Source organism: Seonamhaeicola algicola (assembly GCF_007997385.1).
Classification (GTDB): Bacteria; Bacteroidota; Bacteroidia; order Flavobacteriales; family Flavobacteriaceae; genus Seonamhaeicola; species Seonamhaeicola algicola.
The window spans coordinates 332,765-353,757 of record NZ_VOSC01000005.1 but is presented as its reverse complement, the minus strand read 5'-3'; the positions used below and the strand labels follow the sequence as shown (position 1 = coordinate 353,757).

Genomic DNA, 20,993 nt, shown 5'->3' with positions numbered 1-20,993 from the left:
TAAAAAAGACAAATTTTTACTACTTTTGCAAAAGCACTAAAGCGTTCTTAATTATGCAAAGTATTCCTGATTTAAAAAACATTTCATTTGAAGATTTCAAAACCGAAGTTATAAATGATTATAAAGTTGCTGTTAGAAGTAGAGAATGTAGTTTATTAGGAAGACGCGAAGTTCTAACAGGAAAAGCAAAATTTGGAATTTTTGGCGATGGTAAAGAAGTACCACAACTAGCCATGGCAAAAGCTTTTAAAAAAGGCGATTGGAGATCTGGTTACTACAGAGATCAAACTTTTATGATGGCTATTGGCGAACTTACTGTTGAACAGTTTTTTGCAGGACTCTATGCCAATACAGATATTGAGTTAGAACCCATGTCTGCCGGTCGTCAAATGGGAGGCCATTTTGTAACACATAGTTTAGATAAAAATGGTAATTGGAAAGACCTTACAAAACAATTCAACTCTAGTGCCGATATATCACCAACTGCCGGCCAAATGCCACGTTTATTAGGTTTAGCACAAGCATCAAAAATCTTTAGACATGTTGATGGTATTAAAGCTTCAAATTTTTCTGTAAATGGTAATGAAGTGGCCTGGGGCACCATTGGAAATGCCAGCACCAGCGAAGGCTTATTTTTTGAAACCATAAACGCTGCCGGTGTTTTACAAGTGCCTATGGTTGTTAGTATTTGGGATGATGAATACGGAATTTCAGTACATGCTAAACACCAAACCACAAAAGAAAACATTTCTGAAATACTTAAAGGCTTTCAGCGCAATTCAGATGAAAAAGGTTTTGAAATACTACGCGTTAAGGGTTGGGATTACCCAAACCTTGTTGAAACTTACCAAGAAGCTGGTGCCATTGCCCGAGAAGAACATGTACCTATTTTAATTCACGTACAAGAACTTACACAACCCCAAGGACATTCTACATCGGGTTCGCATGAACGTTATAAAGGTCCTGAGCGCTTAGAATGGGAAAGACAGCATGACTGTAACCTAAAAATGCGTAATTGGATGATTGAAAGCGGTATTGCCACCAATGAAGCATTAACCGATATTGAAAGAACCATAAAAAGAGAAGTTCGCGAAGCTAAAAAGAATGCATGGAACACCTTTTTAAAACCAATAATTAAAGAAAAAACAGAACTCATTGCTATTTTAACACAACTAGCAGCAAAATCTGCCAACGGTGTTTTTATAACTAAACTTAAAGAAGGTTTAGTAAATATTGATGAGCCCGCTAGAAAAGATATTTTATCTGTAGCTAGAAAAGCTTTAAGATATACTATCACTGATACATCTGCTGAAAAAGAAATGCTTGCTAACTGGATAGATACCATCTTACAGCAAACACAACCTTTATTCAGTTCTCATTTATACTCTGAAACAGCTCACGCCAATACAAAAATATCTGAAGTTAAGCCAACTTATAATGATGATGCACCACTAGTTGATGGTAGAATTATTATTAGAGATAATTTTGATGCCATTTTCACTAATTATCCTGAAGCACTGGTGTTTGGTGAAGACACAGGTAATATTGGCGATGTAAACCAAGGTTTAGAAGGTTTACAAGCTAAATTTGGCGAACTTAGAATTGCCGATACTGGTATTAGAGAAGCTACCATTGTTGGCCAAGGCATTGGTATGTCATTACGAGGTTTGCGCCCTATAGCCGAAATCCAGTATTTAGATTATATATTGTATGCCATTCAAACCATTAGTGATGATTTAGCTACAACACATTACCGCACAAAAGGCAAACAAAAATCGCCTTTAATTATAAGAACCAGAGGTCACCGTTTAGAAGGTATTTGGCACTCAGGCTCTCAAATGGGCGGCATCTTACATTTAGCACGCGGGGTAAATGTTTTAGTCCCTAGAAACATGACCAAAGCTGCTGGTTTTTACAACACATTGTTGCAAGGCGATGATCCTGCTATTGTTGTAGAATGCTTAAACGGTTACAGGCTAAAAGAAAAAATGCCAAGTAATTTAGGGAGTTTAAAAACACCTATTGGTGTGGTAGAAACCATAAAAGAAGGAACTGATATTACTTTAGTTTCATACGGTTCTACCCTACGCCTAGTTGAACAAACTGCTAAAGAGTTACTTACTGTTGGTATTAATGCTGAAGTTATTGATGTTCAGTCGCTTTTACCTTTTGATATTAATCATGATATTGTAAAAAGTATTGAAAAAACAAACCGTGTTATGATTATTGATGAAGATGTTCCTGGTGGTGCATCGGCATATATTTTAGATGAAATTTTAAACAAACAAAAAGCATTTCAGTTTTTAGATAGTGAACCAAAAACATTAACAGCTAAAGCCCATAGACCCGCTTATGGTAATGATGGTGATTATTTCTCAAAACCATCGGCTGAAGATATTTTTGAAGCAATTTATGAAGTTATGCATGAAGTAAACCCTTCAAATTATCCAAAATTACGATAATGTCTAGCATTTATGAAAGCCGTAACTGTTAAGGAAATCAAAGCAGAACTTAATGAGCTATCACATAAAGAAATTCAAGAACTTTGTTTAAAACTTTCTAGATTTAAAAAAGAAAACAAAGAACTACTCACTTATTTACTTTTTGAAGCTAATAACGAAGCTGGATACATTAATAGTGTTAAAAACTATATTGATACAGAATTTGAAACCATAAATACTGATAGTTTTTATTACATAAGAAAAACTATTAGAAAAATTTTACGTAATATAAAAAAGTACATTAGATACTCTAAAAAGAAAGAAACTGAGGTTGAGCTTCTTCTCTATTTTTGTGAGAAACTTAAAAATTTCAAACCCAGTATTAGTAAAAGCACTCAATTACACAATATATATTACAGGCAATTAGAATTAGCCAAAAAACATATAAATACTTTACATGAAGATTTACAATATGATTTTAATGTAATGATTGAAAGTTTAAGTGAGTAACTACTTAGTTATCAGTATTATTAAACCCAATAGGTAAACCATATACCATTTTTACTATCTGACCTTGTTTTTTAGCCGGCTGCATTTTGGGTAAAAGTTTAATTATACGCTCTGCTTCATCATTTAATATTTTATGATCACCTCTTGTTCTAATATTTACAACTGCTCCTTTATCATCTACATCAAACATAATTAAAACTCTACCCTGTAATTTGTTTTTAATAGCTTCTTCTGGATACTTAAAATTACTAGATATATGAGCTCTAACCTTATTTTTAAAGCATGCTTTACTCTGTGAGTTTCCTTCGCAACCTGGTAAAACTGGTGCTATTTCAATGAGTTCAAATGGTATTGCTACATTTCTCATTTTTGCTGCTTCTTTTTCAGCTAATTCTTTTTCCACAGCTACTTTTTTTGCATCGGCAATTAATACCACAGGTTCATTGTTAATAGAGAATGCATTTAAAAACGTTCTGTTTGCATACCAATCATCTAAACGTGTATTAGTTAAATTATTAAAGGTCTTAACATAGCCTTCACAATCTTTAAATACCATATTAGTTAAACTAATATTTTTTAGGTTTTCAACTTCTGTATTAATTTTTTCATCAAATACAATTGCGGGTTTAAAACCTTTTATTTCACTATTGCTTAATTCAACTTTTGTATGTTCACCAATATAAACAGCTTCTTTAATTAAACCAGATGTCATATCTGATTTTACATTATCGCTATTATTTATGAATTTTAAATTTTCGGCTATCACTTGAGTGCCTTCTTTTGAAAAATCTATTTCTTCTCGTTTATTGTATGATTTAACAGTTAAACATCTAGAACCTGCACTACTTGATGCATAAGGATACCTAAAAGCTATAGCATTATTAATTTTTGATAGTGTTCCGGTGTTAAAACTAAAGTCGTTAGCGCTAGCTTTGTATGAAACAACATTTTTTAAGTTTACATTTCCTCCTAAAATTTTAAAAGAATCGCCAGCTGAATAACTAACCATAACATGTTCAATGGTAGTTTCGTTGCCAATACCAGCTAATAACAAACCACTTAAACTACCTGTACTACTATATGATTTTTTACCTGCATACTCAATTCTTACATATTTTAATATGCCCGAATTTTTAATAGTGCTAGCTCCACCATAATTTACAAGGCTGTAAAACTTAGGCTCTAAGTTTGAGTAGTAACGCATCATTGTGGCCATGCCAAAAGTATTTAATTTACCATCACCTAATAAAATTAGGCCACCCCAATCTCCTCCTCGCTTAATGCTTTTATTAGATGTAAAAACTATTGGGTCTGTTTCTGAGCCTTCAGCAATTAATTGTGCGCCTTTTGCTATAGTTAATGTGGCTTTGGTTTTATAATCACCCATAATTACAGTTCCTGGTTCTATACTTAAAGTAGTGCCTTCTTTTACAAACACATTGCCCACAAGTAAATACGTTTCGCGCTTGTAAAGTTTTGTATCTTGAGTTATTTCACCGCTTATAATTTGCGAAGGTTCATTATAACTTTTACTATTTGGATTAAAGTCTGTCCAAATTTGTAACCAATCTGTTTCTTTAACTAATGCCGCTTCTTGTTGTGAGAAACTGTTAATAATTGAAAAAAACACTACAAAAATTATCAAATAAAAATTTTTCATATTAAAAAAATGTTAATAATAGCTATTTCAAACATATAATTAATATAGTTTAAATACAAATTTAACAGGTAAAAAACATAAAAAGAACATTTTTTCTTACAATCATAAAGTTTTTTAATACACTTTAAATGAATACAAATACATGTACTTTTTTTGACTGCTTCTATCAATAGTTTTATATTTGCCATCTTAACTATATGTACACTTTATGAAGATTTCATACAATTGGCTAAAGCAGTTTATTAAAATAGATTGGACACCTGAAAAAACAGGCGAATTACTTACAGATTTAGGACTTGAAGTTGAAGGCATTGATACATACCAATCCGTTAAAGGCGGTTTACAAGGTGTGGTTGTTGGAGAAGTTTTAACATGTGAAAAACACCCTAATGCAGATAAATTAAAAGTTACTACCGTTAACATAGGTGAAAACACCCCATTACAAATTGTATGTGGAGCACCAAATGTTGCTTCTGGCCAAAAAGTACCTGTTGCCACTATTGGTACAACGCTTTACACACCAGAAGGTGAAAGTTGGACCATTAAAAAAGGAAAAATTAGAGGTGAAGAAAGCTTTGGTATGATTTGCGCTGAAGACGAATTAGGCCTTGGAAAATCTCACGATGGTATTATGGTTTTAAACGAAGACTTAAAAGTTGGAACGCCATGTGCAGATATTTTTAATATAGAAAATGATGTTGTTTTTGAAATTGGCCTAACACCCAACAGAGCCGATGCAATGAGCCATTTAGGTACCGCACGCGATTTAAAAGCAGGCTTGCTTCAAAAAGATATAAAACAAGAACTCATTACACCATCGGTTAGTGCTTTTCATGTTGATAACAGAACACTAAAAATTGATGTTGATGTAGTTAATAAAGAACTTGCCCCTAGATATTGTGGCGTTACTTTATCTGGTGTAAAAGTAAAAGAATCGCCTTCATGGTTACAACACAGATTAAAAGCTATTGGTTTAGCACCTATTAACAATATTGTTGATGCTACCAATTATGTGCTGCATGAATTAGGGCAACCTCTACATGCTTTTGATGCTGTTAAAATTGCCGGTGGTAAAGTTGAAGTGAAAACGCTAGAAAAAGGTACTAAATTTACTACCTTAGACGGTGTTGAGAGAGAGTTACATGAAGATGACTTAATGATTTGCGATGCCGAAAAACCAATGTGTATTGCCGGTGTTTTTGGCGGAGAATATTCGGGTGTTTCAGAAAGTACAACAAGTATTTTTTTAGAAAGTGCCTATTTTAATCCTGTTTCAGTTAGAAAAACAGCTAAACGCCATGCTTTAAATACTGATGCTTCATTTAGGTTTGAACGCGGAATAGACCCTAACATTACAAAATATGCTTTAAAAAGAGCAGCACTTTTAATTCAGGAGTTAGCTGGAGGTGAAATTACTAGTGATATTACCGATTTCTATCCTAATAAAATTGAAGATTTTCAAGTGCGTTTAGCCTTTGATAATGCTAAAAAATTAATAGGAGAAGAAATTCCTAAGGAAACTATTAAAAGTATTTTAACTTCTTTAGAAATTAAGGTGAATAACGTAACTGAAGCTGGTTTAGGGCTTACCGTTCCTGCTTACAGAAATGATGTACAACGTGAAGCTGATGTTATTGAAGAAATATTACGTGTTTACGGTTACAACAATATAAAAACTACTAAAAAGTTAAATGCTTCAATTTCAAGTACGTCAAAATTTGACGACTATAAAATTCAAAATATTGTTGGTAATCAATTAGTAGCGCAAGGGTTTTATGAAATAATGGCAAACTCTTTAACAACTTCAAAATACGTTGCATTAACAGAGCAATTAAAAGAGGAACATAATATTTCAATTTTAAACCATTTAAGTACAGATTTAGGTGTTATGCGTCAAAGTTTATTGTTTTCTGGTTTAGAAGCAGTTGCATACAACATTAACAGAAAACAAGATAACTTAAAACTTTTTGAATTTGGTAAAACATATCATCAATACAACGATGTAAGAGAAGAATTTAAACATTTATCAGTTTTTGTAACTGGTAACCGCACACAAGAACGCTGGACTAATACTGTACAAAAAAGCGATTTCTTTTTCTTAAAAGGTACAATTACTAGTATTTTAAGCAGGTTAGGCTTATCAAGATACAAAGTATCGCCAGTTAAAAACGATGTTTTTAGTGAAGGCATTAGCTTATCTTTAGGTAAAAATAAGCTTGTTGATTTTGGTTTAGTTAATAAAAAAATATTAAAGCATTTTGGTATTTCTCAAAATGTTTTATTTGCAGATTTTAGTTGGGACACTGTTTTAGACATGATTAAACACAATAGTGTTAAGTTTAAAGATATACCTAAATACCCAGCTGTAAGAAGAGATTTTGCATTATTATTAGATGATGCTGTAACATTTGAAGAAATTGATAGAATAGCTTCGCAAACGGAAAAACAACTACTTAAAGATGTTGATTTGTTTGATGTATACCAAGGAAAAAATCTTCCTGAAGGCAAAAAAAGTTATGCAGTAAGTTTTACTCTTCAAGATGAAAACAAAACACTTACAGACAAGCAAATTGATAAAATAATGAACAAACTACAAGTTAATTTTGAAAAACAACTTGGTGCAGAATTAAGATAAATACTTATGCAATTAAAACATTTTATTGTAGCGCTTATTGGTGTTTTACTTTTTAAAACAAGTATAGCCCAAAATGACAGTGTACTTTATAAAATAGACCAAGATACATCATCTACATGGACACTTTTAAAGTATGATGTAAACACCACTTGGCACGGAGTTAAAAACTCTTTTACCAAACCACTTTCGTGGAAAGAAAAAGACTTTTTAAAATTTGGTGGTTTAGTTGCCGGTACAGCTGCTTTATCTTTTGCTGATAGAAGTGTTGAAACTTTTATGGGGCACCAACGTGAAGGTTACCCTGAACTTTTAAGAGATATTGGTTGGTATTTTGGCAGTCCGCAAAACTATTTTATGGCCAATGCAGGTTTATATGGGTTTGGTTTGTTTACTAAAAATGCAAAAGTTAGGCGCACAAGTGTTTTAATTATTACATCATCTGTAACTACAGGCTTAATACAAACCATTGCAAAAAATGGGTTTGGTAGAGCGAGACCAGGTACAGGTTTAGGGCCGTATTTTTTTAAACCATTTTCAAAAGAGGCTGGTCATCATTCATTTCCATCAGGTCACACCGTTTTATCAATTACAATGGCACATGCCATTGCTAAACAATTTAAAAGCCCATGGACAAAAGCTGGTATTTATTCTGTTGGCGCAATTGCTCCGGTGTCTAGATTAATTGATGGTGCACACTGGCTTACAGATATTGCTTTTGGTGCTGCAATTAGTATTATTGTTGTTGATGGTGTTGATAAATTTTTGTTTAAAAATGAAGCACATAATATTACAAAATCTTTAAAACCAAAAACGGTATCTTGGAATCTGTCTTTTGGTGCTAACAAAATTGGTTTAGTAGGAGTTTTTTAAAACAAACTTTTTATGTTTTATGGTGAATATTTTGTAAATTTAAAAGAACTCAAAATTAGAATATCATGGCAAACTCAAACTATATTAAAGTTTTTACTGGAGATTTTATAACTGTACAGCGTATGTTAACAGAACTTGAAACTGAAAATATTAAAGCTGTGGTTAAAGATGAAACCGAATCTGGAAGGTTAGCAGGCTTTGGTGCTGCTATACAGGGTTTACAAGAAATTTATGTGCATACGGACGAAGTTGATAAAGCTGTGGTGATTATTGAAACCATAAACGCGCAATTACAAGCTTAAATATTAAAATATAAAAAACACCCGTTAGACTAGTATCTAACGGGTGTTCTATTTTAAATACATTGTAACAAACTAAGCAGTTACTGTGTACATTTTTTCTCTTAATTCTTTAACTTTTGGATTTTGCATGTACTCATCAAAAGTTGTATAACGATCTATAACACCATTTGGAGTTAACTCTACTACCCTATTAGCTACAGTTTGCGCAAACTCATGGTCATGTGTTGTAAACAAAATAGTGCCTTTAAAGTTTTTTAATGAGTTGTTAAACGCTGTTATACTTTCAAGGTCTAAGTGGTTTGTTGGTTCATCTAACATTAAAACATTAGCTCTTTGTAACATCATTCTACTTAACATACAACGCACTTTTTCACCTCCAGAAAGTACATTACTTTTCTTTAAAGCTTCTTCACCACTAAAAATCATTTTTCCTAAAAAGCCTCTAATATTAACTTCTTCACGTTCTTCTTCGGTTTTTGCCCATTGGCGCAACCAATCAACTAAAGTTAAATCGTTTTTAAAAAACTCACTATTATCTAACGGTAAGTATGATTGTGTTGTAGTAACACCCCAAGCAAAAGTTCCGTTATCAGCTTTTTCTTTATCATTTAAAATTTGATAAAAAGCAGTAGTAGCTCTAGAATCTCTAGAAAAAACAACAACTTTATCGCCTTTATTAAGGTTTAAATCTATGTTTTTAAATAGCAATTCGCCATCAATTGAAGCTTCTAAAGCTTCAACATTTAAAATCTGATCACCTGCTTCTCGTTCGCGTTCAAAAATAATGGCAGGATAACGGCGTGATGATGGCCTAATATCTTCAATATTTAGTTTGTCTATCATCTTTTTTCTACTTGTTGCTTGTTTACTTTTTGCAACGTTAGCTGAAAAACGACGAATAAACTCTTCAAGTTCTTTCTTTTTCTCTTCGGCTTTTTTGTTCTGCTGTGCTCTTTGGCGTGCTGCTAGTTGTGATGACTCATACCAAAATGTATAGTTACCTGAATAATGATTTATTTTTCCGAAGTCAATATCTGAAATATGCGTACAAACGGCATCTAAAAAGTGACGGTCATGTGATACTACAATTACACAATTATCATAGTTAGCTAAAAAGTGTTCTAGCCATGATATGGTTTCATAATCAAGGTCGTTAGTGGGCTCATCCATAATTAATACATCCGGATTACCAAAAAGTGCTTGTGCCAATAACACACGTACTTTTTGTTTACCATCTAAATCACCCATTAATGTGTAATGAAAATCTTCTTTTATACCTAAGTTTGAAAGCATTGCTGCAGCATCACTATCGGCATTCCAACCATTCATCTCTTCAAATTGTACCTGAAGCTCTCCAATTCTGTCGGCATTTTCATCAGAATAATCAGCATATAAAGCATCAATTTCAGTTTTAATTTTAAATAAAGGTTTGTTTCCCATTAAAACCGTTTCTAAAACCGTATGCTCATCATATAAATTATGGTTTTGCTCTAGTACAGACATACGTTTACCAGACTCTAACGATACGTGTCCTGATGTAGGCTCCATTTTGCCAGAAATAATCTTTAAAAAGGTAGATTTCCCCGCACCATTAGCGCCAATTACACCATAACAATTACCTTGTGTAAACGTTGTATTCACTTCATCAAACAAAATACGTTTTCCAAATTGAACCGAAAGATTTGATACTGATAACATATACTTACTTTAAATTTTTGCAAAAGTAGAAAAATGAATTGGTAAGCGGAAACTTATAACCGCTAATTTTAACTCCTAAATAAGCCGTTTTACCTAAAAACCCAACATTTAACAACGCATTAACAACACATTTTAATAGGTTGAAGTATTTTTGTGTTGTAATTTATAGCTAACGGGGGATTTTTATGAAATTTTACTTATGTTCAATACTTAGTTTGTTGGTGGTTTTTGGCTGCAAAAATAACAGCGAAAAAGCCAAAGAAAACTATGCCTATTTTGGTGGTGAAGTAATTAACCCCAATGCCCGTTTTGTTACACTTACTGATAGTGAACACCATACTGATACTATAAAATTAGACGGTAGAAATCGGTTTCTTTATAAAATTGACAATTTAAAAAAAGGCGTTTACACTTTTAAACATGGTGGAGAATTTCAAACCGTATTGTTAGAGCCTGAAGACAGTGTTTTGGTAAGGTTAAATACCTTAGAATTTGATGAATCTTTAGTTTTTACAGGTAATGGCGCAAAAAAAAACAACTACTTTATTAATGAGTTTTTAGAAAATGAATACATTGAAAAACACATTTTAAGGTTATGCCAATTAGAGCCTGAAGCTTTTGAAAAAAGTATAGATTCTATTAGAAATGCAAAACTAAAAAAATTAGAGCCTTACACTAAAAAATGTAGCGCATCAAAGCTTTTTAAAAAAATAGCAAAGGCTAATATAGATTTTCAATATTACTCTAGCAAAGAAGCATATCCGTTTATGCATTATGGGCAAGATAAAGGTGCTTTTTTAAAATCATTACCAAATGACTTTTATTCTTATAGAAAAGATATTAATTACAATGATACCTTTTTTAAAAGCTACCATAATTACCTCAGGTTTTTAAAACATAACATTAATACTTTAACGCTAGAAAAATACACTAGTTATCCGGATTATAAATCATTTAACTGGAACATTTTGCGTTATAATTTAGATAAACTTGAAATTATTGATAGTTTAGTTTCAAACCCTGAAATTAAAAATGAGCTGCTTTATCACTTTACAATGAAATTTATTTCATTTAATAATAACCAAGATAAAACTGATAGCGTGGTTAATTCTTTTTTAGAAAAAACTACTAACGAAAAAGCAAAAATTGCGCTTACTAACTATACTAAATCTTTAAAAAATTTAGAAATAGGCTCTAGCCTACCAGCCATTGAGGTTTTAGATTTTAATAATACCGAGCACAACATTAGTAATTTAATAAATAACACCCCAACAGTAGTTAGTTTTTGGTCGCATATTTATTACAATCATTTTAAAAAGAGTTATGCTAAAATAAAGGAACTCAAAATGAAATATCCTGAAGTTAATTTTATAACCATAAATATTGACGAAATTGATGTTGAAAAGCCTAAACAAACCTTTAAAACTTCAAAGTTTAGCTGCTCTAACCAATATGTGTTTAAAAACCCTGAGGCCAGTAAAAAAACATTAGCTATTTACCCAATGACAAAAACTATTATTGTAAATAAAAACCAAAAAGTTGTTAGCGCAAATGCCAATATTTTTTCTATAAATTTTGAAGAACAACTTTTAGGTGTAATAAATCAATAACCTAAAGTTTATAGTGATTCATTAGTAATTTTTCGTAAACCGTATCAGGTAAAATACGTTTTAGTACTATTGAAAACTTTTGCATAAACTCCCCTACTTTGTAGTGTATTTTTGGGTTTTTAGCATTAATAATCTTAAAAACTGCTTTAGCCATTTGGTTAGGGTCACTGCCAGCATCAACATGCGCATTCATTAAATTTAAAGTATTACCGTAAGGTGTTTTATATGGAGAATCATCTAATAACGGTGAATGATATCTTCCTTCAGCAATATTGGTAGCAAAATCACCAGGCGCCACATTTGTCATTTTTATATTAAAGTCTTTCAACTCCATTCTAAAAGCCTCTGTAATAAGCTCTAAAGCACCTTTACTAGCACTATAAACGCCTCTGTACGGCAATCCCATATAGCCAGCAATAGAAGTTACATTTATAATTAAACCATTATGTTGCTTGCGCATTTGGGGTAAAACTGCTTTAATAACATTTATTGGCCCAAAAAAATTAGTGTCAAAATTATTTTTAATTTCGGCCTCAGGAGTTTCTTCAATAGGCCCGGTAATACCTGCACCTGCATTATTAATTAAAATATCTAGTTTACCTTCTTTTTTTATTACTGTATTTACAGATGTATTAATAGATGTTACATCCTTTACATCTAAAGCTAAAATAGGAAATTTACTGTTTGTATATTTTTTTGGATGTCTGCTAGTGCCGTAAACAACATAGCCTTTTTCATTTAAAAATTCACCAATAGATTTTCCTATTCCTGAAGAACCACCAGTTATTAAAACAACTTTAGACATATTTATGACATTTTTTTTGAAAACAAAGCGCCAAATTACAATATAGATTACCGAAAAGAAAATTTAATTTTAGCGCATAAAAAAAGGCAAGCTACCTACATCACACCGCTACAACCGTATACCTTTGCTGCGTTCCCGCCCTGGAGGATTCTACAGGAGCTGGTTGTGTAGGACTTGCCGGCTGCAAAGATACAATCTTTTAAAAATATAACAATGATTTTTTAAACTGATTTTAAATAAATATCTTGCCTAAAAATATAAAAAAACCATGCGTACACTCAAATATCTATCAATCATATTATTAGCAACAATATCATTATCATGTGGTTCAAACTCTGGTGAAAAAAAAATAAATTTTTTAATTAAAACTAATGCTCAAAAAGGTAATATTAGTAATAATGAAACCTTAAAAGTATCATTAATTAATAAAAAAAACGCTGTTATAGATTCTATAACATATAAATTAAACAATAAAAAAATAACAGAAACAACTGCATTAAACAATTTTAAACTAGGAAAGCATACCATTGAAGCCACCATTTATTTTGAAGGCGATAAACAAACAGCTACTACACCAATTACAATTTTAAACAGTGAAGCTCCAAAAATTTTTAAGTACAATATTGTGAATGAATACCCACATGATATTACATCATATACACAAGGTTTAGAGTTTTACAATGGTGTTTTATATGAAAGTACAGGGCAATACAAAGAATCTAAATTAAGAACCGTAAATTATAAAACAGGCGAAGTTTTAAATAACATTGATTTAGCCGACCAATATTTTGGTGAAGGTTTAACTATTTTGAACAACAAAGTATACCAATTAACTTGGAAATCGGGTACTGGTTTTGTTTATAACGCTGAAACCCTAGAAAAAACTGGTAGCTTTAAATATGGAAATAGTAAAGAAGGTTGGGGTTTATGCAACCACAATAACATTATTTACAAAAGTGATGGTACCGAAAAAATATGGACACTAAACCCTGAAACTTTAGTAGAAGAAGACTACATACAAGTATTTACCAATAAAGGAAAAATTGTTGAAATTAATGAAATGGAATGGGTAGATGGAAAAATATTTGCCAACCGTTACCAAAAAGATGGTGTTGCCATAATTAACCCAAAAAACGGTGGCGTTATTGGTGTTATAGATTTTTCTCCATTAAAAAAGCTAGTAACACAGCACGAAAAACTTGATGTGTTAAATGGTATTGCTTACAACCCAGATACCAAAACTATTTTTGTAACCGGTAAACGCTGGGACAAACTTTTTGAAATTGAAGTTATTGAGTAAAAAAATGGTTTAGCCTACAAGCTAAACCATTTTTTAGTTATCTCCCTTTCTGTATTCATACTTGATTTGTGAATATACTCATTTTTTAAAGCGTTATATTCATAATCATCTCCCCAAGTAGCATAATTTTCAGCTACGTGCTTAATTGCATCACAAATAAATTCAATTTCTGTATTAGTCATTGTTGGGTGAATAGACATACGTATCCAACCTGGGCGTTCAATTAAACAACCGTCTAATATCTTTTTTTCAATAGCTTTTGATGTATTTTGATCTACATTAAGTAAATAATGGCCGTAGGTACCAGCACATGAGCAGCCACCTCTGGTTTGCACACCAAACCTATCATTTAATAATTTTACAATTAAATTGTAATGTACGTTTTCAATAAAAAAAGAAAACACCCCCAACCTATCTGTATGGTTTGGTGCTAAAATTTTCAGATTCTTAATTTTATTTAACCTATCAAAAACTATAGTGTTTAATTCGTGCTCACGCTTCAAAATATTATCAACACCCATTTGTTCTTTCAACCTAATAGAAAGCGCTATTTTAATGGCTTGTAAAAACCCCGGTGTTCCGCCATCCTCTCGGGTTTCAATATCATCAATATAATCGTGGTCTCCCCATGGGTTAGTATAAGAAACAGTACCACCACCAGGATTATCTGGCACTAAATTTTTATATAATTTTTTATTAAAAATTAACACACCTGATGAACCAGGGCCTCCTAAAAATTTATGAGGAGAAAACGTTATGGCATCTAAATATGCATCATCATTTTCAGGATGCATATTAATACTAACATACGGAGCAGAACATGCAAAATCTACAAAACACAATCCGTTATTTTGATGCATTATTTTGGCTACTTCATGGTAGTTTGTTCTTATACCTGTTACATTTGAACAGCCTGTAATAGCGGCTATTTTTATAGGGCACTCGTTATGTTTTTCTATGAGTTTTAAAAGCGCATTTGTACATGGCAAACCATCTGTATTTGAAGGTATGACTTCTACCCTTGCAATGGTTTCTAACCAAGACGTTTGGTTAGAATGATGCTCCATATGAGACACAAAAATTACAGGGCGCTTTTCTTCAGGTATTTCGGTATGATCTTTTAAATTCTCATTAAGTTTTATACCAAGAATACGCTGAAATTTATTTATAGCTCCTGTCATTCCTGTACCAACGGTTATTAAAACATCATCAGTTGAGGCATTTACATGCTTTTTAATAATACTTCTGGCATCATGATAAGCATGCGTCATGGCAGAACCCGTTATAGAGGTTTCGGTGTGAGTATTGGCTACAAAAGGCCCTATTTCATTTAATATTTTTGTTTCAATAGGACGATATAATCTTCCGCTAGCAGTCCAATCAGCATATATAATTTTTTTTCTTCCGTAAGGTGATACAAAATATTCATTGTTACCAACTATATTTTCTCTAAACGGTTCAAAATACGTTTCTAGGTTTGAAACAGCTATATTTGGTTTAGGTTTAAAAACTTTATTTATTCCTTTTATTATGGTATTCATATGATTAAATTTTAAAAAACCACCCCGGAAAAACAACATAACCAAGGCAGTTTTTTCACTAAAACAAAAACCTAGTTTTTATTGTTTTTTAAACTTTTTCACACCGTCTTTTAACCAATTAAAGTATTCGTCAACGTTTGGCGTGTAGGCTACTGGTGCGTTTAAATTAGCTTCATTATGGTCTATTAACACATATAGCGGTTGTGCATTAGATTTGTATCGCATAATTTGTAATTCTGCCCACTTGTCACCTATTTTTTTGAATGGTTTTCCTGGGTATAGATATTCTGAAATGCCTTGTTCGCTTTCGGTTGGCGCTCGTTTTTCATCAACATACAACGAAATCATGACATATTCGTTTTTAATAACATCAAGTACTTTTGGATCAGACCAAACATACTCTTCCATTTTACGACAGTTTACACAAGACCACCCTGTAAAATCGATAATAGCGGGTTTTCCAACTTTTTTCGCGTAAGCTAATCCTTTATCATAATCATGAAACATTACTATATCATGTACGCCGTAATGTGCATCTTCCGGTAATGCTTCATGGGTTGAAATTCCTCCTGATCCTAATTTAGTATAGCCAACTCCATATGGCGATTCGCTATAATTTAATGGTGGTGGAAAACCACTTATTAATTTTAATGGCGCACCCCATAATCCTGGAATTAAGTATACTGTAAATGCTAAAACTATTAACCCCAACCCTAAACGGCCAACAGATATGTGTGTTAATGGCGAATCATGTGGTAATTGAATTTTTCCAAATAAATACAAAGCTAGTGTGCCAAAAACAGCTATCCAGATAGCTATAAAAATTTCGCGCTCAAAAATATGTAATTGTAATACTAAATCGGCCGTTGATAAAAACTTAAATGCCAAGGCTAATTCTAAAAATCCTAAAACAACTTTTACTGTATTTAACCAACCACCAGATTTTGGTAATGAGTTCATCCAGCCAGGAAAGGCTGCAAATAATGCAAACGGTAATGCAATTGCTAATGAAAAACCTAGCATGCCAATTACTGGCCCAACTTTATCACCACCAGAAGCGGCTTCAACTAAAATAGTACCAACTATTGGCCCTGTACAAGAAAATGATACTATAGCTAATGCTAAAGCCATGAAAAAGATACCAACTAAACCGCTACGGTTAGATTGAGCATCTACTTTATTTGCCCAAGATTGCGGTAATGTAATTTCAAAAGCGCCTAAAAATGATAATGCAAATATTATTAAAATTAAAAAGAAAATTACGTTAAACCACACATTAGAGGCCAAAGCATTCATAGCTGCAGGACCAAAAATAGCAGATACTGCAACACCTAATAAAACATAAATTACCACTATACAAACACCATAAAATATGGCATTTCTGATACCTTTAGCTTTATTATCAGATTGTTTTGTAAAAAAACTAACTGTTAACGGTATCATTGGGAAAACACATGGTGTTAATAATGCTGCAAACCCCGATAAAAATGCTAAAAAGAATAAGGTTATTAAGCCTCGTTTTGATGATTCTGTACCTTCATTTACTGTTGAATTTACTTGGGGTGCTTCAGTGTTTGTTGATGATACATCATCTGTGTTAGTTACTGCTGTAGTAACTTTATCGTTGCTTAAATTAAATGTTAACGCAACTTCTTTAGGTGGCAAGCATCGTGTATCATCACAAACCATAAATTCTACAAAACCATTTACAGTATTTGTTTTATCTTTTACATTTATTATTTGTTGAAAAACAGCATTGTCTTCAAAAAAAGTAATAACCATATCAAAAACAGGATCATTAATGGTATAACCTTTTTCTTCTGTAGTGTTTCCAACTAAAGTAATGGCTCCGTTATTATCATCAAAAATAAAACTAGTGGCTATTGGTCCTCCCTCAGGAACATTTTGCGAGTACAAATGCCAACCAGCATCAATACTTGCATTAGCCACTAATTTGTATTGCGTTTCAGAAATTTTTTCAACAGAAGTAGTCCATTTTACTGGGTCTAATATTTGGGCATTACTATACGTTACAAACAATAACGCTAGTAAGAATAAAAACTTTTTCATTAGGTTAGTTTAGTTTGGTTTATTGAAGTTTAAAAACTAATTCTTTATCGGTTGGTGGTAAACAACGTGCATCATCACACACCATAAAAGTTACAGTTGCAGTTATAGGAAAGGCATTTGTATTTTTTAGTTTGATACGCTGTTCAAAAACCGTTTCAATTTCAAAATACTTAATTTTCATACCAAAAATAGGATCATCAACAACATGACCTTCCCCTTCATTAGTATTTCCTTTTTTTAAGTATGCACCATTACTATTGTAAGTAAAACTTGTAGCAATTGGACCGCCTTCAGGTACAGTTTGTGAGTATAAGTGCCAACCGTTTTCAATAACTGCTTTACTTATTAATTTATACTCTGTACTTGAAACTTTCTCTACTGATGTGCTCCATTTTACTGGATCTAAAATTTGAGAATACGCACTAGTTGTTAATACTAGTAAAGCAATTGCTATTAATTTTTTCATGTTTTGTGTTTTAAATTATTAATAATAAGGGTTATTTTTTTTAAATAACCCTTATTGGGCATCTTTATTAATTTTGGTGGTTGACTAACTCAAAATCAAAAAAACAACTAAAATAAACGTTAAAAAAGATGCTTTTAGTTTTTAGCTAATGGTTTTACTACAATTTCAAATGATTGTCCTTTTGTTTGTAATTTTTTAGCTAAGTTTTGTATGTCTTTTTTATTAATATTGTTAACTACTTCATCAAAATTACTAGGGTTTTCCATGTTATAACCATCTCTGTAAAAAGTGGTTAAAAGCGTCATGTCATACCCGTTGTTGCTTTTTGATTGTTCTCTAGATTTTTTATAACTAGTTAATGTTTTATCTAAATCTTCTTGTTTAATTTCTCCTTTAGCCATTTTAGAAATTTCATTATGTACAATGCTTACTAATTTTTCAGCTAAGTCTGGGTTACAGTCAAACTTTATAGATACGTATGATAATACTTTAGGCTCTTTAACTAAAAATGCACCGGCTCTTGGGCTGTAAACGCCACCTTCTTCTTCTCGTAATGTTTCGGTTAACCTTAATTGTAAAATATCACCTAATGCTTTTGTTACAAATTGATTTTTTACTGTATAATCTGTTTCAATTTTCAAGGCAATATTTACGTTAGTTTTTGGGTCTTCCATAGCTATACTAACATCTTCATCAACATTATTGCTTTTCCATTTTGGTGTTACATCTTTAAAAGTTTCTTTTTCTGAAGTAACTGGTATGCTTGCAATGTATTTATTTAAAAGGGGTTCTAAATCTTCTGCTTTAACATCACCAACAATAAAAAATTCAAAATCTGCAGCATTTTCAAATCTGCTTAAATACACCGCTTTTATTTTTTCAAAAGACACATCATTTGCAAAGTCTTTATCAAAAACACGCTTTCTGGGGTTATCATCACCGTATAAAGTAGTTGTTATTTTATCTTTTATTTGCTCATTGATATCTTTACTTCTTCTAATTATATAATTATCAATATTACTTTGTAACACTTTATATGCTTGCTCATCAAAACGTGGTTTTACAAAATATAAATGCGCTAATTGTAACATGGTTTCAACATCTTTAGTTGTTGAAGATCCATCTAAAACTTCAGTGGTTTCACCTAAACTTGGCGACATTGAAGCAGTTTTACCAGCTAAAATTTTTGGTAATTCGGTAGCTGAAAATTCACCTAAACCAGACATTTGTATTAGGTTACCTAACAATTCTGCCGATGGTAAATTATCATCATTAATTAATGATTTACCACCATGACTTATTGCTTTAAAAGCTACCGTGTTTTTTTGTTTATCTGCAAATTTATAATGCACTTTAATACCGTTGCTTAATGTATAGGTTGTTGATGCTAGCGCGTTGTTATTAGTTTTGCTAGCTATTTTACCTTCTGCAATATTTAGGCCAGAAATTAAAGTTTTACCTTCAAAAGCTTCAGTATATGCCGTTAAAGTGTTATTGTTTTCTACTTCATTTATAACAGCTAAAGCACGCTCTTGGGTTAGGTTATTTTTACCTTCAACGCCAGTAACGTTTAAAAACCTATTATGCTTTGTGTATAACTTTTTTATTGTATTGTGAAGTGCCTCTGGCGTTAACTTTGCAAATAATGTTTTAGCTATGCTATATTCTTTCTCAATATCAGTAATAGTTTCATTATCTAAATAATTGGCTTTAATAACATTAATTAATGCCCCGTGACTTTTATCATCTTTTTTAGCTATTTGAGTTTCATAATAATTAGAGAACTCTTTAATAGTACGTGATATTTCAGATGGTGTAAAACCAAACTTAACGGCTCTAACAACCTCAGTTAATACAGCTTTAAAAGCTGCTTCTTGCTGCCCTGGTTTTGGAGCAACTCTCATAGAAAATGCATTATTTGCCCTTGCTAAAGATTGATACCCAACGCTTGCTCCTAAAAATGCAGCATCTGGTTTTTGTGCTTCTTCAGATATTCTTGATGATAACATAGTTGTTACCATTGATTGTAGTAATGATTCTTGTAAATCTGCTACAGTTTGATTTTCTAATGATTTTTTATGACGAATACCAAACTCTATCATAGCGGTAGATATTTCTTTATCCATACCTAAACTATAAAGCATTTCTTGGTTATCGGGTATGGTTACAATAAAACGCTCACGGGCATTTTTAACAGCAGGTATTTTTGAAAATAATGCTTTTATTTTAGCTTCAATAGTATCTACATCAATATCACCAACTACAGCAATAGCTTGTAAATCTGTTCTGTACCAGTCATGGTAAAAATCTCTAAGTGCTTTGTATTCAAAGTTTTCAACAATACGCATTAAGCCTATTGGTAATCTTTCAGCATATTTTGAATGGTTAAACGTAATTGGTAGTGATGTTTGAAATAAACGCATTTGTCCATTTTGGCGTGTTCTCCATTCTTCTTTAATAACACCTCTTTCAGCATCAATTTCTTCATCGGTTAATAATAAATAGTTACACCAATCATGCAATACTAACAAACCTTTATCTATTAATTCTGGAGTTGTTGGAACATTATCAATGTTATAAACCGTTTCATCAAAACCAGTGTAAGCATTAATATCTCTACCAAAAACCAACCCTTTTTCTTGAAACGTATTTAAAATGCCTTTACCTTCAAAGTTTTCAGTACCATTAAAAGCCACGTGTTCTAAAAAGTGTGCTAAACCTTGTTGGTCATCATTCTCTAAAACAGATCCTACGTTTTGTATTATGTAGTAACTTGCTGCGTCTTTTACAACATCGGTACTTTTAATGTAATAGGTCAAACCGTTAGGTAAAACACCTTTTTTTATTGTTTCATCAACCGGAAGCGAGCTATTTAAGTCTTGCCCAAACATTAGCAAGCCTACAAATAGTAATAATAACGTTGTTAGTTTTTTCATGTATTTATAGATAATTTTATATGTTTTATTCTTAGACGCTGTATTTATTATTTTCCCTTATTAAAAAAATGTTAAAATTTTAAACTAATTCTAAAATTATAGAAATAACTAGGTGTTATTTAATTAATTTGATAGCTAAATTATTAATC

The 20,993-nt window shown here is 31.8% G+C and carries 14 protein-coding genes and 1 other RNA gene; 7 read left to right on the top strand and 8 right to left on the bottom strand.

Translation table 11 applies throughout. The annotated features are described in order from the left end of the window. The first annotated feature begins 53 nt into the window (after positions 1–53). Both FUA26_RS01505 and FUA26_RS01500 read left to right on the top strand, forming a co-directional pair. A complete protein-coding gene (locus FUA26_RS01505; RefSeq protein WP_147130725.1) occupies positions 54–2,462 on the top strand; it encodes an alpha-ketoacid dehydrogenase subunit alpha/beta in 2,409 nt (802 codons plus the stop codon). 12 nt (positions 2,463–2,474) lie between these two features. After that, positions 2,475–2,951, top strand: a complete 477-nt coding sequence (locus FUA26_RS01500) for a hypothetical protein (protein ID WP_147130723.1) — start codon at positions 2,475–2,477, stop codon at positions 2,949–2,951. Positions 2,952–2,955: 4 nt separating this feature from the next. On the opposite strand, the gene FUA26_RS01495 is transcribed toward FUA26_RS01500, so the two are convergent. After that, positions 2,956–4,611, bottom strand: a complete 1,656-nt coding sequence (locus tag FUA26_RS01495) for an energy transducer TonB (RefSeq protein WP_147130713.1) — start codon at positions 4,609–4,611, stop codon at positions 2,956–2,958. Positions 4,612–4,819: 208 nt separating this feature from the next. Here FUA26_RS01495 and pheT point away from each other — a divergent pair, with 208 nt between their 5' ends. The 3 genes from pheT (at position 4,820) to FUA26_RS01480 (ending at position 8,418) form a co-directional block, all read left to right on the top strand. Beyond that, the gene (pheT, locus tag FUA26_RS01490; RefSeq protein WP_147130711.1) at positions 4,820–7,246 is read left to right on the top strand and encodes a phenylalanine--tRNA ligase subunit beta; all 2,427 of its coding nucleotides are present in this window, start codon (positions 4,820–4,822) and stop codon (positions 7,244–7,246) included. A 6-nt stretch (positions 7,247–7,252) separates the two neighbouring features. Beyond that, positions 7,253–8,116 carry a phosphatase PAP2 family protein gene (locus tag FUA26_RS01485; protein WP_147130709.1) on the top strand — a complete coding sequence of 288 codons (864 nt, stop codon included), beginning with the start codon at positions 7,253–7,255 and terminating at the stop codon, positions 8,114–8,116. Positions 8,117–8,181: 65 nt separating this feature from the next. Continuing rightward, entirely contained in the window at positions 8,182–8,418 is a 237-nt protein-coding gene (locus FUA26_RS01480) for a putative signal transducing protein (protein WP_147130707.1), read from the top strand. 72 nt (positions 8,419–8,490) lie between these two features. Here FUA26_RS01480 and FUA26_RS01475 read toward each other — a convergent pair whose 3' ends face one another. Further along, positions 8,491–10,116, bottom strand: a complete 1,626-nt coding sequence (locus FUA26_RS01475) for an ABC-F family ATP-binding cassette domain-containing protein (protein WP_147130705.1) — start codon at positions 10,114–10,116, stop codon at positions 8,491–8,493. A gap of 185 nt (positions 10,117–10,301) precedes the next feature. Between FUA26_RS01475 and FUA26_RS01470 the strand changes: the two genes are divergently transcribed. Further along, positions 10,302–11,726 carry a hypothetical protein gene (locus FUA26_RS01470; protein ID WP_147130703.1) on the top strand — a complete coding sequence of 475 codons (1,425 nt, stop codon included), beginning with the start codon at positions 10,302–10,304 and terminating at the stop codon, positions 11,724–11,726. Between the two features lies 1 nt (position 11,727). Here the strand turns inward: FUA26_RS01470 and FUA26_RS01465 are convergent, their stop codons facing one another. Both FUA26_RS01465 and ffs read right to left on the bottom strand, forming a co-directional pair. After that, positions 11,728–12,531 carry an SDR family oxidoreductase gene (locus tag FUA26_RS01465; protein ID WP_147130702.1) on the bottom strand — a complete coding sequence of 268 codons (804 nt, stop codon included), beginning with the start codon at positions 12,529–12,531 and terminating at the stop codon, positions 11,728–11,730. 81 nt (positions 12,532–12,612) lie between these two features. After that, an RNA gene (gene ffs / locus FUA26_RS01460) (signal recognition particle sRNA small type) lies at positions 12,613–12,711 on the bottom strand. A gap of 88 nt (positions 12,712–12,799) precedes the next feature. Between ffs and FUA26_RS01455 the strand changes: the two genes are divergently transcribed. Next, entirely contained in the window at positions 12,800–13,831 is a 1,032-nt protein-coding gene (locus FUA26_RS01455) for a glutaminyl-peptide cyclotransferase (RefSeq protein ID WP_147130700.1), read from the top strand. A gap of 14 nt (positions 13,832–13,845) precedes the next feature. Here the strand turns inward: FUA26_RS01455 and FUA26_RS01450 are convergent, their stop codons facing one another. The 4 genes from FUA26_RS01450 to FUA26_RS01435 all read right to left on the bottom strand — a co-directional run bounded on the left by FUA26_RS01450 (position 13,846) and on the right by FUA26_RS01435 (position 20,844). After that, positions 13,846–15,372, bottom strand: a complete 1,527-nt coding sequence (locus tag FUA26_RS01450) for an aminotransferase class V-fold PLP-dependent enzyme (RefSeq protein ID WP_147130698.1) — start codon at positions 15,370–15,372, stop codon at positions 13,846–13,848. A gap of 78 nt (positions 15,373–15,450) precedes the next feature. Next, positions 15,451–17,442: a protein-disulfide reductase DsbD family protein gene (locus FUA26_RS01445; protein WP_147130696.1), complete on the bottom strand. Its 1,992-nt coding sequence runs from the start codon at positions 17,440–17,442 to the stop codon at positions 15,451–15,453. Positions 17,443–17,461: 19 nt separating this feature from the next. After that, positions 17,462–17,908 carry a protein-disulfide reductase DsbD domain-containing protein gene (locus FUA26_RS01440; protein WP_147130694.1) on the bottom strand — a complete coding sequence of 149 codons (447 nt, stop codon included), beginning with the start codon at positions 17,906–17,908 and terminating at the stop codon, positions 17,462–17,464. A 134-nt stretch (positions 17,909–18,042) separates the two neighbouring features. Next, entirely contained in the window at positions 18,043–20,844 is a 2,802-nt protein-coding gene (locus FUA26_RS01435) for a M16 family metallopeptidase (RefSeq protein ID WP_147130692.1), read from the bottom strand. Positions 20,845–20,993: the final 149 nt, after the last annotated feature.

Excerpts from the sequence above, each read along its gene's own strand:
- FUA26_RS01505 (WP_147130725.1), top strand. The coding sequence starts at position 54 with ATGCAAAGTATTCCTGATTTAAAAAACATTTCATTTGAAGATTTCAAA.
- FUA26_RS01500 (WP_147130723.1), top strand. The coding sequence starts at position 2,475 with ATGAAAGCCGTAACTGTTAAGGAAATCAAAGCAGAACTTAATGAGCTA.
- FUA26_RS01495 (WP_147130713.1), bottom strand. The coding sequence starts at position 4,611 with ATGAAAAATTTTTATTTGATAATTTTTGTAGTGTTTTTTTCAATTATT.
- pheT (WP_147130711.1), top strand. The coding sequence starts at position 4,820 with ATGAAGATTTCATACAATTGGCTAAAGCAGTTTATTAAAATAGATTGG.
- FUA26_RS01485 (WP_147130709.1), top strand. The coding sequence starts at position 7,253 with ATGCAATTAAAACATTTTATTGTAGCGCTTATTGGTGTTTTACTTTTT.
- FUA26_RS01480 (WP_147130707.1), top strand. The coding sequence starts at position 8,182 with ATGGCAAACTCAAACTATATTAAAGTTTTTACTGGAGATTTTATAACT.
- FUA26_RS01475 (WP_147130705.1), bottom strand. The coding sequence starts at position 10,116 with ATGTTATCAGTATCAAATCTTTCGGTTCAATTTGGAAAACGTATTTTG.
- FUA26_RS01470 (WP_147130703.1), top strand. The coding sequence starts at position 10,302 with ATGAAATTTTACTTATGTTCAATACTTAGTTTGTTGGTGGTTTTTGGC.
- FUA26_RS01465 (WP_147130702.1), bottom strand. The coding sequence starts at position 12,531 with ATGTCTAAAGTTGTTTTAATAACTGGTGGTTCTTCAGGAATAGGAAAA.
- FUA26_RS01455 (WP_147130700.1), top strand. The coding sequence starts at position 12,800 with ATGCGTACACTCAAATATCTATCAATCATATTATTAGCAACAATATCA.
- FUA26_RS01450 (WP_147130698.1), bottom strand. The coding sequence starts at position 15,372 with ATGAATACCATAATAAAAGGAATAAATAAAGTTTTTAAACCTAAACCA.
- FUA26_RS01445 (WP_147130696.1), bottom strand. The coding sequence starts at position 17,442 with ATGAAAAAGTTTTTATTCTTACTAGCGTTATTGTTTGTAACGTATAGT.
- FUA26_RS01440 (WP_147130694.1), bottom strand. The coding sequence starts at position 17,908 with ATGAAAAAATTAATAGCAATTGCTTTACTAGTATTAACAACTAGTGCG.
- FUA26_RS01435 (WP_147130692.1), bottom strand. The coding sequence starts at position 20,844 with ATGAAAAAACTAACAACGTTATTATTACTATTTGTAGGCTTGCTAATG.